Origin of the sequence: Desulfomicrobium baculatum DSM 4028 (assembly GCF_000023225.1) — a bacterium.
Taxonomy (GTDB): domain Bacteria; phylum Desulfobacterota; class Desulfovibrionia; order Desulfovibrionales; family Desulfomicrobiaceae; genus Desulfomicrobium; species Desulfomicrobium baculatum.
In genome coordinates, this window is the sequence record NC_013173.1 from 3,038,498 (window position 1) to 3,051,376 (window position 12,879).

Here is a 12,879-nt window from a genome sequence, read left to right on the forward strand (position 1 = left end):
ATGCGAACGAAGAAAACGGCGAAATAGCGACTGAGACCATCGGCAAGACAAAAAGGAAGGGGCGGAGCGAGTCCGTCAGTCCCGAAATCGCGCCGCGCTTTCGCCCATGCGCGAGAGGATTTTCTGCACGGCCACGCGGGACAGGCCTGAGACGCGGGCGGCTTCGGACACGTTGCCCTTGGTCTGGGCCAGGAGTTCATTTACGTAGGATTGGGTGAAGACCGCCACCGCCTCGGCCTTGGCAACCTTGTACGGCCCAAGCGCAGTCCCGCCGCCGTTCATGTCCCCTCCCATGGGCACGGGCAGGCATCCGCCCTGCTGCACCATGCGCAGCAGATTCATGTCCACCCGCTCCGTGGTGGCAAAGACGGTCAGCCGGCGCACGAAATTCTGCAACTCGCGCACGTTGCCGGGCCAGGGGTGGGCGGCCATCCAGTGCATGACCTCGGGGTCGACCTCTTTTTCGGCCAGCCCCATTTCGCGGCAGGCCGCCCGGAAAAAATGCCCGGCCAGCAGGGGGATGTCCTCGGCCCTTTCGCGCAGGGGCGGCAGGGTGACGGTCAATACATTCAGACGATAGTACAGGTCTTCGCGAAAGGTCTTGGCCTGCATGAGGGCTTCGAGATCCTGGTTGGTGGAAGCGACCACGCGCACATTCACCCGCAAAGACTTGTTCGAGCCGACGGGCCGAACCTCCCCGTCCTGCATGACCCGCAGCAGCTTGGTCTGCACTGCCGGGGAAATATCACCGATTTCGTCCAGATGGATGGTGCCCTTGTCGGCCGCCGCGAAAAGGCCCTTGTGGTCACGGTCGGCCCCGGTGAAGGCGCCCTTGACGTGACCGAAGAGTTCGCTCTCCAGCAGGTTTTCGGGAATGGACGGACAGTTCACCGCCAGAAAGGGCCGGGAAGCGCGCACGCCAAGATGATGCACCATGCGGGCCACCAGCTCCTTGCCGGTGCCCGATTCGCCCCTGACCAGCACCGTGTACTCGGACTGGGCCACGGCCGCGATGGTGCGCTTGAGTTGCCGCATGGCCGCGCCTTCCCCGACCAGCTCCCCGCCGCATTCCTTGCTGGCCAGGATCTGACGCAGACGATTGTTTTCTTCGAGCAGCCTGCTCCGCTCCAGTCCTTTCTCCACCACGCGAAAAAGCTGTTCCGGCTCGATGGGCTTGGTCAGAAAATCATAGGCCCCGGCCCTCAGGGCCTCCACCGCGGTCTCGATGGTTCCATAGGCCGTGAGCACGACCATGCTCAGATCCGGCTGCAGGCCGAGCGCCTGGGACAGAAGCTGCAGCCCGGTCATTTCAGGCATGCGCAAATCCGTGATCATGAGCTGCGCCGATTTGGCGGACAGGGCGAGGAGGGCTTCTTTTGCGCTGTGCACGGCCACCACGTCCAGGTCAGGAAAATGTCCGCCGACAAGTCTGGCCAGACCACGCGCGAAATCCACCTCATCGTCGACAATGACGACCCGGGCCCCAGCGACAGTGCGGGGCGAACCTATGACATCCATGCTCATTCTTTCCTCAGCTGCGTTGTATCCGACTCCGGATTGGTCACGGACGGCAGGAGCACCACAAAACGCGCCCCGCCCAGGTCCGAATGCTCCACGCGGACCTCTCCGCCCACATCCCTGGCCATGCCGTAGACCACGGCCAGGCCCAATCCGGTACCGGCGCCGATGGCCTTGGTCGAATAAAAGGGGTCGAAAATATGCGGCGCATCCGCCGCCGAGACACCCGGCCCGTTATCTTCCACCACAATGGCCACCCGCCCGTCCATGGGCGCGACCCGCACCACGATCTCTCCATCCTCCTCGCCGACCGCGTCAAGGGCGTTGATGACCAGATTGCTCAGGACCTGCTCCAGCTCACCGATGCCCATGCGCACCAGCAAGGGCTCCGCAGGATGATCCACGCTCAGGCGCGCTCTCTTTTTGGCGGCCTGCACGGAAAAAACTTCGGAAACGGAAACCGCCACGCTGCAGGCATCGGCCGTGCCGGACCCTGCGGCCTTGGGGCGGGCAAAGTTGAGAAGTTCCTGCAGCACCCTCTGCGCCTGTCTGGTGTGACGCTCGATAATGTTCAGGTCGGATGCCTGCTGCGGATCGGAGATCGTCTGTCGCAGCAGTCCTGCGTAGCAGAGGATGACCCCGAGCGGGTTGTTGATCTCATGCGCCAGGCCCGCCGTGAGTTTGCCCACCGTGGCCATCTTCTCCGAATGCCAAACCTGGGAGCGCATGCGTTTCTCCATGGTCGTCTCGCGCACGTAGACGACCACGCGGTCCGTCTGTCCGTCGGAACTTCGCACCGGGTACATCGAAAGCGAAAAGGATCTGCCCGCGGGCAGTTCGACTTCGCGCAGATCCGGGGTTCCTCTGCGGATGGCTTCACCCATCGGACACCGCTGGGACTGCGGATCGAAAAAGATGGCCAGCATATTACCGTCCGTGCGTTCGCCGTCCGTCAATTCCGAGGTCAACTGACGGGCGGCCTGGTTCACGGTCAGCACGGCGCAGTTCGCATCCATGAGCGCCAGCGGATCGGTGATGCCTTCGACTATGGTCTCAAGCACGTTCATCTGCCGGAGCAGGCTGTCGATGGCCGTCAGATTTTCCGCCGCTGTGCCTAGCTGACGCCCGAGCGCCGTGAGCACCCGCTGGTCATGCCGTGCGGCCTCGGCTTCGGTGTCCCAGTAGAGGCAGAGAATGCCCTCGGCATTGCCGGAGCTCGACTCGACCGGCACGAAAACCCTGGCCCCCGATTGCAGGCAGGCACTGCCGGTCAAGACCTCCACCATGTTCTCCGGCAGCTCCGGACTGGGCGACGATTCCGGCCAGACATAATAATTCCGGGAGACCATGGTGCAGACATAGGCGATACTGCGCGCCCCGAAACGGGTGCAGATCTGGGGCAGGGCCAGACTCCAGAGCTCGGAACGAGAGCCGCTGCGGCGCATGTCCTCCAGCAGGCGCACAAAAAGATGCACGTCCGCCTGCCGGGCTTCGGCCTCGTGAGAGAGGGCCTCGGTGCGCTCATCGACCATCTTGCGCAGATTCTCCGCATAATCCTGCAGCTGCCGCCGGACCTCGAAGAGATGATTTCCCATCTGTTCCATGCCGTCGACCAGCTCCTCGATCTCGTCGCCCTGCTCCAGCCGGTGCAGGAGTTCAGAGCCTTCGGCATCGACCACGTTGCGCCTGAAAACACTGTTGAGCCGTTTCAGGTTATTGACCACCAGGACCCGAAACAAAAAATTTGTCGCGGAAAAGAAAAGCAGCGCGCCAAAGGCGAAAAATGCGAAATAGGTCAGAATGGTCTGCTGCACACGCCCGACGCTGCTCTGCACGGAGATACCCACGAAATCGACTCCGGCGATGGAGTTCTCCTCCTTGCCGAACCCCCGGCCCCCGTAAAGGGTCAGCAGTTCGGGCGGGGCGTCCTCGGGGCGGCCATGGCAATACATGCATCCGTCCTCGAAACGCACGGAGCGCACTTTCAGGAAATATCTTTCCCCGTCCATGGTCTTGTAGCCCTGCCACAGCTCCTGTTCGGGATTGGCCCGGAAATAGCGGATCAGCTCCCGTTCATGCGTGTTGGCTTCATAGGCGGGGTTGCGGGCGTCGATGGCCACGCGTCGATAGATGGTGCCACCTCGATCGTCGTTGATTGGCGACATGATGGTCCGCGAAATATAGGATGAGGACATGGCCTCGATCACAAACGAGGCCGGCAGGCGCTCGTACATCGCCGGGCGGAGGACGTCGCGCACGTAGTGCTGGATGGAATCGACGTGGGCGAAGATGAGCATGGCCTTGTCCCGGACTTCCTCCTCCAGCACGTTTTTCATGTGCAGGTAAAAGCCTATGGAGAAGACAATACCCAAAAAAATGGAAGCCGCCAAAAGTCCGGACACGAATTTGGTCTGTATTTTTGATGGCTTGAAGATGTGCATGGCTCGCCTGAAATTGATGCTTCCCGCAGTCAGGGGAAGATGAGCGGGGTGAACAGTGATGCGCCAGGGCTGGACCAGCCGGGAAAGCAGACAAAAAAGGGCCCGCATCGTAAACAGCGGGAATCGGCCATCCAATCAACACCCGGAAGGAAACGGAAACGTGTCGGGCCTGACGCATGAAGCGCCGACCGCTTTGTAGCTATTTCTCTTCCAGGGCGAAGCGCAAGTAGTTTTCCCCTTCCTTAACCTGCTCCACGTCCGTGTAGTAATAACGGCTCGGGTCGATGCCGTTCTTGTCCAGATATACGGACATGCGCTCCAGAACACCGCAGGAGTGGGTCAACAGGGGCAGGAAGAGGTAGACGAAGGCCAGGGCCACACCCAGACCAAGAGTGAAATTTTTCAGCCGTACCGGCAAACTTTTTTCCGTCATGACGTGGCGTCCTTGAGAGCCGGGAGGGAATCCCTCCCGGCTTGGAGATACTGTTTAGATCTTGGCCGTGATTTCCGGAAAAACCACATAGAACATGATGTAGGCCATGGTCAGAGTCAAGACCAAGTTGAAGCTCTGGCCGCAAACGTACAGGATAAGAGGCTTGCCGCCCTTGAAGTACTTGGCCAGCTCGCGGAAGTTGGTGGACAGGCCGATGGCCGCGAAGGACAGGGCGAAGAACCAGTCACGCAGCAGCGTGGTGCCACCCTTGACGATGCCGTTGGTCAACACCGCGGTGCTCAAATCCTTGTCCATGCCGGCGTCCATGATGGAGAAGATGATGGATGCGCCGATGAAGCCGAGTACGAACTTGGGGAAGCGATGCCAGATTTCTCCGGCGCCAACGCTGCGGCCTGTTTCCTGAACCTCAACCCTGGTGCACCAGTAGACGGCAACGCAGAAGGCAGTGACACCGATCATGACGTTCTGGATCATCTTGATGGTCGCGGCCACGTACATGGCCTTCTGGCCCAGGAACGCGCCGGCAGCGGCTACCGCGCCGGTGGAGTCGATGGTGCCGCCCATCCAGGCGCCGCCCAGAACTTCAGGAATGCCGACAGCCTTGATGAAGGCCGGCATGGCGATCATCATGATGGCGGTGAAGACCAGGGACAGACCGATGGACAGGGTAAGCTCTTCCTTCTTGGCCCGGCAGGCGGCTGCCGTGGCGATGGCGGCGGAGGTGCCGCACACGGACATGTCGGCGGAAATGACGATGTTCAGGGTCTTGGAGGGCATCTTCAGCACCCTCTGACCAAAGGTGTAGGTCACGACGACGACGATGGGCGTGACCACCCAGGCCACGAAGATGCCGGGGATGCCGATGGCCACGATCTTGTTGAAGAGCACTTCAGCGCCCAGAAGCACCAGGCCGGTTTTGATGAAGAATTCCACTTCGCAGGCAGGGAGCACCCATTTGGGCGTGCCCACGGTGTTGGCGATGAGCATGCCGAGCACGACGCCCCACGCCTCGGCGCCGAAGCCGTACTGCTTGGAGATGGCCTGTCCGCCGAGCAGATAGGCCAGGATGGCGACCAGGAACACGACCACAAAGCCCTGCATGAAGGCGGGCATGCTCTTGCCCATCATGGCGATGCCGACGCCGAAGATGGCGGCAAGGAAGACGCACAGGCCGATCAGGCTGGGAATTTTGTTATACGGCTTGTTTTCGACTTTTTTCTTGGCATCGCTGGCGGCCTTGTGCGCATCGCGCCAGGCGGAAATCTTGGAGGCAGCCTCGTCGTTCAAAGCCTGGTCCTGGAAGGAAGCGCCCGCGGCGGCCCCTTCGGCGGCAACGGCGGCGGCCAGAGCCATTTCCAGATTGCCCTTGGCCTCTTCGTACTTAGGCATGGCCTTCTCGTTCATCGCCTTGGCCTGAGCCTCGGTCCGGATCACCGCATCAAGGGGATTGGACTTCCAGGAACCGGGCTTGGTAACCCAGTGGGAGACAAACTTGCCGAAAGGCGTGCTGGTGCCCTTGAGCTTGCCCTTGTCGTCCTGGGCTTTGTGCCAGGCGATGGTCTTGAACGGAGCCTTGTCCAATTCAGCCTGCTGAACCTGGCTCAACCCGCTGATTTTTTCGGCGAACTCCGCCTTGGGGCCAAACGTGGTGTACGCCAGAATGGACACGGCGATGATGATGAAGCCAAGCCAAATGGCCAGATAGTCCTCTTTCTTCCACAAATCCGACCACTGACTTTTACCGTGATCGACAACTACGTTGCTTTCCTGAGCCATGTTTTTTTCTTCCTCCTCGATGATTATGAAGCGTTCTCTCGCCCATTATTTTGACGACAAAGACAAAGCAAAAGACCTGCCACAATCACAAAGAAAATAAACATTATTTATTTCAAATTATTAGAAAAATCGAGTCCGTCACAAATGCAATGTCGCGTTTACAGTGCAAACACGAGTTTGCATCTCGTTCTACGCCAAAATTACAAACGTGTCGCTTGATCGCGCCCCCAGGCTCCCCCAAAAAAAAGGCGCGACCGGCCCGCAGGAACCGTCACGCCTTTGCAACAGCCAAAAGAGGTCTACTTCTCGATGTCGAGCTCGCGTTTCTTGGAGTAGATGAAGCGCACCAACTGGTACTCGAAAGGACTCCCTGTCTCGTAGTAGCGAAACTTGACCTGATGACGCGCATCCACGGCTTTGAGCACATATACGCCGGTGGTCGCGGACTCGCGCGCGAACCAACTCATGTCCTGGAAGAGACCATACGACGGATTCAAGGTCATGGCCGCGTCCACGAACACGCCTCCCGTATCGCGCACCCCGGAAGGCCCGAGCACAGGGAGCACCAGATACGGACCGGCCGGAACGCCCCAGACGCCCAGGGTCTGTCCAAAATCCTCGTCTTCCTGCGGGATGCCCCCGTTGCCGAGCACATCGATAATCCCGCCCAGGCCAATGGTCGTGTTGAAGACAAAGCGGCCGAGCGAGACCGAAGCCTTCTTGGCCTTGCCTTGCAGGACAGAGTTCACAAAGATCGGTATTTCTTTCAAGTTGCTGAAAATATTCGAAACGCCCTGCTGCACGCTATCGGGCAGGATCGCTTCGTAGGTTCTGACCACCGGCAGATAGACATAGCGGTCCAGCTGCGCGTTGAAATGGTACATGTTGCGGTTGAACCCTTCCCAGGGGTCATGCACCAGGAAATGCCGCTCCAGGGTGGGATCCTCCGGCAGGCCGCGATGCACGGGAGCCTGAAAAGGCCCGGGCTGATGCTGTCCGTTGGTGGCGCATCCGGCGGAGACGAGAAGGATGAGGCAGAGTAGGAATATACGCATGATGTGTCTCACTTGCGGAAAAAATCGAGCATGGCCGCGACGTTGTCCCGATAACTCAGATTGCCGCAGTGTCCCCCTGCCGGATAGAGCGTCAGGCGGTCTTTGAACGTTTGTTCCAGGAAACTGAAGTTGCCTGGGGTCAGAATGGGGTCGTCCGCATTGGTCATGACCGCGATGTTCGCGGACTCGCGCAGAAAGGGGGCGATGGACTCAAGGCTGCTGGCCGCCACGGCCCGTTCCCGGGTCATGGCCGGGTCGGCGAAGGCCAGGAATGGCATGAGGTACTCGTCCACATAATCCTCGAAACTCACGCCCACGGCCGCATCCAGATAGGGCGACAGGGATTCGTCCTTCTCAATGACGTGGCCTCGGGGGGAAATATAACCGGCTCCCGTGCAGACATCGCTGGTAAAGACCATGGACGCCAGAGAGACGCGAAAGGCCACGCCGATGAGGATCTTGAGCTCCTTCTCGGAAATGGAGCTGCTCCCATGCAGCGCAAAAAGAAATTCGTCGCCGAAATTGACCTCGTCGCTGCTGCGATAGGCCGCCGACAGGTCAGAGACCAGATCGGCCACGACACGTGCGGCCTCGGTCCGGTCGACCACATTGTCGGAAAGCAGGTGGTCAAGGATGGTGGCGGAGGTCAAAAGGCTCACCGCCGGATTGAGCAGCATCACCTTGTCGAACCCGAAACGCTTCTCGCGCGTATCCAGCTCCGCCAGAAAGGCGGACTGCGTGCCGCCGAGGCTGTAGCCGGTCAGATTGTAGGAGGAGATCCTGTCGCGGCCGATTTCGTTCACGATGGCGTCCATGCTCTGGTACAGGTCGGCCACATCATGGGGAATGAAACCGGGAACCTGGGTCGTGGACGCGCTGACCACAAAGTTCGGGTACGTCGGCGAGGACAGACTGACCACGTGGTACCCGGCGCGATGAAAGACCGCCTGCAAAAAGCGGCAATTGCCCGAGTCGTAGGAAGAGCCTGTCCCGGCGATGATGAACAGCAGCGGCGCGACCTTGCGCTGCAGGGCCACGGAGTACTGCAGGGTGTCGTCATACCAGAGGATACTGGGCACCGGGCGGTCATGCAGCAGGAACTCGCGGGCGCGCACCGCCCCCAGATCGCTCAAGGGGTTGAGATCGCGCAGCGAGGCGGGACGCAGAGAGTCCAGCGCAAACCGGTCTTCGGGCGGAGTGCCCATGACCGTGGCCACATAAGGGTTCTTGAACGGATATTCATAGGCATTGGCCGGCGCGAAGGCGGCCAGAACAAGCAGGCTTAATAACAGGGCGCGATGCATGCGCAATCCTCCACGATGATGTATCGGGGTTCACTAGCCAGTTGCAGATATAAGCGCAAGTTTTTGCGCCGCAAATGAAAAGAGCGCCCGCAGGCGCCCTTTGAGAGTTGTATGAATAAAAAGCTCAGCGCTCGTCAAAATACAGTTTGTGTTTGATATTCACGCCCTTGGCGATGAACACGACGGATTCGGCGATATTGGTGGCCAGGTCCCCGATGCGTTCCAGCCGACGGATGAGAATGATGGTGTGCACGGAACGCTCGATGGCCGGGGTCTCGTGGATCATGTATTCTATGACCTGGCGCATGTTCTTGTGGTTCAGCACATCGACCTCGTTGTCCAGATGGCAGACCTGCAAGGCCGCCTCCACGTTGCCGGAGGAGAACGCCTGGGCCGCGTGCCGCAGCATGGCCAGGGCCTTGTTGCCCATTTCCAGCACGTCCTGATGAAAAGGCAGCGGCGGCCGCGAACTGAGCATGATGGACCGCTCGGCGATGTTCACGGCTTCGTCGGCGATGCGCTCAAGGTCGACGCTGATGCGCATGCACCCCAAAATAAAGCGCAGATCCCCGGCCACGGGCTGTTCCAGGGCCAGGAGCCTCAAGGCAAGTTCGTCGATCTCCACTTCCAGACGATTGACGTCCACGTCCCCGTCCTGAACCTCCTCGGCCAAATACAAATCCTTGTTCACATAGGCCTGGATCGATTTCTGGACCGCATCCTCGGTCAGGGACACCATCTTCAGCACTTTGAGCTTCAACGTTTCGATTTCTTCATGCAAATGCGTATACATCTTTCACTTCCTTTAAATATTTGGCGGACCGGTCATGAGAACATAAAGGCATCAACCGAAACGTCCGGTTATGTAGTCCTCGGTCTGCTTGTTCTCCGGCCTTGTGAACAGCTTGTCTGTCGGGCCGACCTCGATGAGCCGGCCCATGTAGAAAAAGGCGGTCCGATCGGAGACGCGGGCGGCCTGCTGCATGGAATGCGTGACAATGACGATGGTGAACTTGTTTTTGAGATCGTGGATGAGTTCCTCGATCTTCTGGGTGGCGATGGGATCCAGCGCCGAGGCGGGCTCGTCCATGAGCAGGACCTCGGGCTCCACGGCCATGGCCCGGGCGATGCACAGGCGCTGTTGCTGACCGCCGGAGAGGCTGAGGCCCGACTGGTCCATGCGGTCCTTGACCTCATCCCACAGGGCGGCAAGCTTCAGGCTTTCCTCCACCCGTGCGTCGATGAACTCGCGGTCCTTGACGCCGTTGACCCGCAGTCCATAGGCCACGTTCTCGTAGATGCTCTTGGGGAAGGGGTTGGGTTTCTGAAAGACCATGCCCACCCTGCGCCGGAGCACGACCACGTCATGGGAAGAATCGTTCAGATCCTGACCGTCCATGGTCAAAGCCCCCTCGATCCGGGTGCCGGCTATGAGATCGTTCATGCGATTTATGCAACGCAAGAACGTCGACTTGCCGCAGCCCGAAGGCCCGATCAGGGCCGTGGCCTGATGCTGCAGCATATCAAAGGAGATATCCTGCAGCGCGTGAAAGTCCGAATAATAAAAGTTGAGATTTCTGGACGAAATCTTGACCGTTTCTGTCATGTCTATTCCTCTGAGATCTGCCCGGCCAGGGGCAAGGTAATGATGAAGCGGGATCCGATCCCGGTTTCGGGCACAGGGCTCTGTACCGTGATCCGCCCTCCGTGGTTGGCCATGATGTGCCTACTGATAGCCAGGCCAAGGCCCGTGCCGCCGATGGAGCTGTTGCGGTCTTTTTCCACACGGTAGAACCGTTCAAAAATCCGGGTCTGGTCTTCGGCCGGAATGCCCGGCCCGTTGTCCTCGATAAAAACAACCAGCTCCGGTCCGCTCGTATGTCCGTGGACACGGATGACGGCAGTCTCCTCGGGCACATATTTGATGGCGTTTTCAAAGACATTGCGAAAAACCTGAACCAACTGCTCGAAATTGGCCCGCACCGCAGGGGTGGAGGCGTCCAGTTCGCTTGTGAACTCGATGTTCTTGCTCAATGGGTGACAGCTTTTCCAGGCCGAATACACCGCCGAAGCCGGTTCGACCGAGACCAGGTCAAGGCGCAGTTTGCCATGTTCCAGGCGCGAAAGCTGCAGCAGCTCGTCAAGCATGGTGTTCATGTGGTTGGCGTTGCGCAGAATGACCTCCAGAAATGAACGCGTCTGCTCGGGGTCGTATTTGTCGATGCCCACCAACGTTTCGGCATAGCCCTTGATCGATGTCAGCGGTGTACGCAGCTCGTGCGACACGTTGGCCACAAAATCACGACGGATCTGTTCCACGCGCTTGATCTCGGTGATGTCGTGAAAAACCATGATCACGCCGAGCTCGGCGTCGCCCTTGATAGGCACGATGGAGACATCGAAATTCCTGCCGCCGGCCAGGGACACCATCACGCCGACCTGGGAAAAATCCCCTTCCAGGCGTTTTTTCAGCGCTGCGTCGCAGGCGTCCTGCAGATCCTGGAGCAGTGACAGCTCCATGGGCTTGTGGCCCGCAAAGGTCGACAGGCCGGGAAAAATCTCCTGGGCGGCGTAGTTGCCGCGCAAGATTCGCCCGTTGCCGTCAAGAACGATGAGTCCGGCCTTCATTCCGTTCAACACGGCTTCGGACTCCATCTTCTGCTTGACGATGGTCTGCATGTTGGACTCGATGCGCTCGACCATGTTGTTGAAGGCCACAACCAGCGGGGTGAGCTCCGTGCTCGGGGAAAAACGAATGCGCTTGCCCGGTTCGCCCTGGCCGATGTCGGCGGCGGCCTGGGCCACGCTCGCGATGGCGCGGCCGACCTGGCGCGAAGTCAGGGAAACCAGCCCGAAGGCAAAAACCACGCCGAGCCCGTAAACCCAGCCAGCCTGCCCGTAGAGGCGGTCCAGGCTCTTGCGGATCTGGCTCTGGGGACGCGCGATGCGCACGACACCCTCCGGCAGGACCCCGCTCGCCTGCGTACGCATGGCCGCATAGAGCAGCTCCTGGCCCAGGGTGTCGCTGTAGCGCAGGCCGACCCCGACCTCCCCGCCCAGGGCCTGGGTCACCTCGGGACGGCCCAGGTGGTTCTCCAGGCTCTCCACCCGCTGCGCCGTCACGCCGGAATCGGTCAGCACCCGGCCGTCAAGAGTCATGAACGTGATGCGTATGTCCATGCGCGCGGCCAGTTCGCGCAGGGCCTCGTTGACCTGTTCAAGGTCGTGAAAAGAGCCGGAAGACAGCATCCATTCGACGGAACGCAGGTCGCGCACCGCGCCATCGCGGGCCTCGCGCTCGCTGGTCTGCCCGAGATTCTGGTGCAGATAGTAGGCAGGCACGCCCAGCGCCAAAAACAAAATGACCCCAAAGGCCAGAAACAGCCGCAGCCGCAAGGAAATCGTCGTAGTGGTCATGCTCTGCCCTAATCGACCTGGTTTTCACGTTTCATGCGATACCCGATGCCCCGGACAGTCTCCAGCCAGTCGGCATAGGGTCCGAGCTTCTTGCGCAGCCTGCGTACATGGGTATCCACGGTGCGCGAATAGCCTTCGAATTCATAGCCCCAGGCGTTGCTTAAGAGCTGCTCCCGGGAGAGCACCTTGCCTTCGTTGCGCACGAATTCGCCGAAGAGATTGAACTCCGTGGGGGTCAGATGCGCGTCCACGCCGTCGACCAAAAGCGTATAGGCCTCGAAATCGGCCGCCAGCCCGTCGCGCTGCCAGTGCGCGACCTTGGGCAGGATATTCACGTTGCGTCGCAGGACCGTCTTGATGCGCAGCATCAGCTCCCGGGGGCTGAAAGGCTTGATGACATAATCGTCCGCGCCAAGCTCGAAACCAAGAATGCGGTCGACTTCGTCACCCCGGGCGGTGAGCATAATGATTGGTATGTGAGCGCATTCAGGGCTGCCCTTGACCGCCTTGCACACATCCGTGCCGCTCATGCCGGGCAGCATGAGGTCAAGAAGCACCAGGTCCGGACGTTCGCTCTGAACCAGTTGCAGCCCCTTTTTACCGTCCCGGGCCACGAAACAGTCGTAGCCCCCGGATTTCAGATGAAAGGCCAGCAGGTTGGCAATATCGGGTTCGTCTTCGATGACGACAATCTTGTGAGCCATGTTTCCCCCTTGTTCACGAAAAGAGCCGCGTCACTTTCGGCATCAGCCCCTTCGTACCCAACATGGGCTACAGGGGTCGTGTGACAGCATTGTGACACCCATATGAATTTCCTGTAACATTCGCCCCAAAGGGACTCAATCACATCGCCTCGGTCTTGTCGCGAAACTGTCGCCAAAATGTCGCATCTGCCGGACAAAGAGCATCTAACT

10 protein-coding genes are annotated in these 12,879 nt (G+C 59.7%); all 10 read right to left on the bottom strand.

The window, feature by feature from the left end; genetic code table 11:
* Positions 1-75: 75 nt before the first annotated feature.
* The 10 genes from DBAC_RS13270 to DBAC_RS13315 all read right to left on the bottom strand — a co-directional run bounded on the left by DBAC_RS13270 (position 76) and on the right by DBAC_RS13315 (position 12,669).
* Entirely contained in the window at positions 76-1,524 is a 1,449-nt protein-coding gene (locus tag DBAC_RS13270) for a sigma-54-dependent transcriptional regulator (protein ID WP_015774819.1), read from the bottom strand.
* Positions 1,521-3,959, bottom strand: coding sequence for a c-type heme family protein (locus tag DBAC_RS13275; RefSeq protein ID WP_015774820.1), 2,439 nt, complete (start codon positions 3,957-3,959; stop codon positions 1,521-1,523). The genes DBAC_RS13270 and DBAC_RS13275 overlap by 4 nt, the downstream gene beginning before the upstream one ends.
* Before the next feature lie 199 nt (positions 3,960-4,158).
* Complete coding sequence (locus tag DBAC_RS13280; protein WP_015774821.1) at positions 4,159-4,392, bottom strand: hypothetical protein; 234 nt, start codon at positions 4,390-4,392, stop codon at positions 4,159-4,161.
* 54 nt (positions 4,393-4,446) lie between these two features.
* Positions 4,447-6,189 carry a YeiH family protein gene (locus tag DBAC_RS13285; protein WP_015774822.1) on the bottom strand — a complete coding sequence of 581 codons (1,743 nt, stop codon included), beginning with the start codon at positions 6,187-6,189 and terminating at the stop codon, positions 4,447-4,449.
* Positions 6,190-6,488: 299 nt separating this feature from the next.
* A complete protein-coding gene (locus tag DBAC_RS13290) occupies positions 6,489-7,244 on the bottom strand; it encodes an MlaA family lipoprotein (protein ID WP_015774823.1) in 756 nt (251 codons plus the stop codon).
* An 8-nt stretch (positions 7,245-7,252) separates the two neighbouring features.
* Positions 7,253-8,548, bottom strand: coding sequence for a hypothetical protein (locus DBAC_RS13295; protein WP_015774824.1), 1,296 nt, complete (start codon positions 8,546-8,548; stop codon positions 7,253-7,255).
* 124 nt (positions 8,549-8,672) lie between these two features.
* Positions 8,673-9,341, bottom strand: a complete 669-nt coding sequence (gene phoU / locus DBAC_RS13300; protein ID WP_015774825.1) for a phosphate signaling complex protein PhoU — start codon at positions 9,339-9,341, stop codon at positions 8,673-8,675.
* Positions 9,342-9,392: 51 nt separating this feature from the next.
* Positions 9,393-10,154 (bottom strand): phosphate ABC transporter ATP-binding protein PstB, encoded by a 762-nt coding sequence (gene pstB, locus DBAC_RS13305; protein ID WP_015774826.1) that lies wholly within the window; start codon positions 10,152-10,154, stop codon positions 9,393-9,395.
* Positions 10,155-10,156: 2 nt separating this feature from the next.
* Entirely contained in the window at positions 10,157-11,965 is a 1,809-nt protein-coding gene (locus DBAC_RS13310; RefSeq protein ID WP_015774827.1) for an ATP-binding protein, read from the bottom strand.
* An 8-nt stretch (positions 11,966-11,973) separates the two neighbouring features.
* Complete coding sequence (locus DBAC_RS13315) at positions 11,974-12,669, bottom strand: response regulator (RefSeq protein ID WP_015774828.1); 696 nt, start codon at positions 12,667-12,669, stop codon at positions 11,974-11,976.
* Positions 12,670-12,879 lie beyond the last annotated feature (210 nt).

Excerpts from the sequence above, each read along its gene's own strand:
- DBAC_RS13270 (WP_015774819.1), bottom strand. The coding sequence starts at position 1,524 with ATGAGCATGGATGTCATAGGTTCGCCCCGCACTGTCGCTGGGGCCCGG.
- DBAC_RS13315 (WP_015774828.1), bottom strand. The coding sequence starts at position 12,669 with ATGGCTCACAAGATTGTCGTCATCGAAGACGAACCCGATATTGCCAAC.
- pstB (WP_015774826.1), bottom strand. The coding sequence starts at position 10,154 with ATGACAGAAACGGTCAAGATTTCGTCCAGAAATCTCAACTTTTATTAT.
- DBAC_RS13295 (WP_015774824.1), bottom strand. The coding sequence starts at position 8,548 with ATGCATCGCGCCCTGTTATTAAGCCTGCTTGTTCTGGCCGCCTTCGCG.
- DBAC_RS13290 (WP_015774823.1), bottom strand. The coding sequence starts at position 7,244 with ATGCGTATATTCCTACTCTGCCTCATCCTTCTCGTCTCCGCCGGATGC.
- phoU (WP_015774825.1), bottom strand. The coding sequence starts at position 9,341 with ATGTATACGCATTTGCATGAAGAAATCGAAACGTTGAAGCTCAAAGTG.
- DBAC_RS13280 (WP_015774821.1), bottom strand. The coding sequence starts at position 4,392 with ATGACGGAAAAAAGTTTGCCGGTACGGCTGAAAAATTTCACTCTTGGT.
- DBAC_RS13310 (WP_015774827.1), bottom strand. The coding sequence starts at position 11,965 with ATGACCACTACGACGATTTCCTTGCGGCTGCGGCTGTTTCTGGCCTTT.
- DBAC_RS13275 (WP_015774820.1), bottom strand. The coding sequence starts at position 3,959 with ATGCACATCTTCAAGCCATCAAAAATACAGACCAAATTCGTGTCCGGA.
- DBAC_RS13285 (WP_015774822.1), bottom strand. The coding sequence starts at position 6,189 with ATGGCTCAGGAAAGCAACGTAGTTGTCGATCACGGTAAAAGTCAGTGG.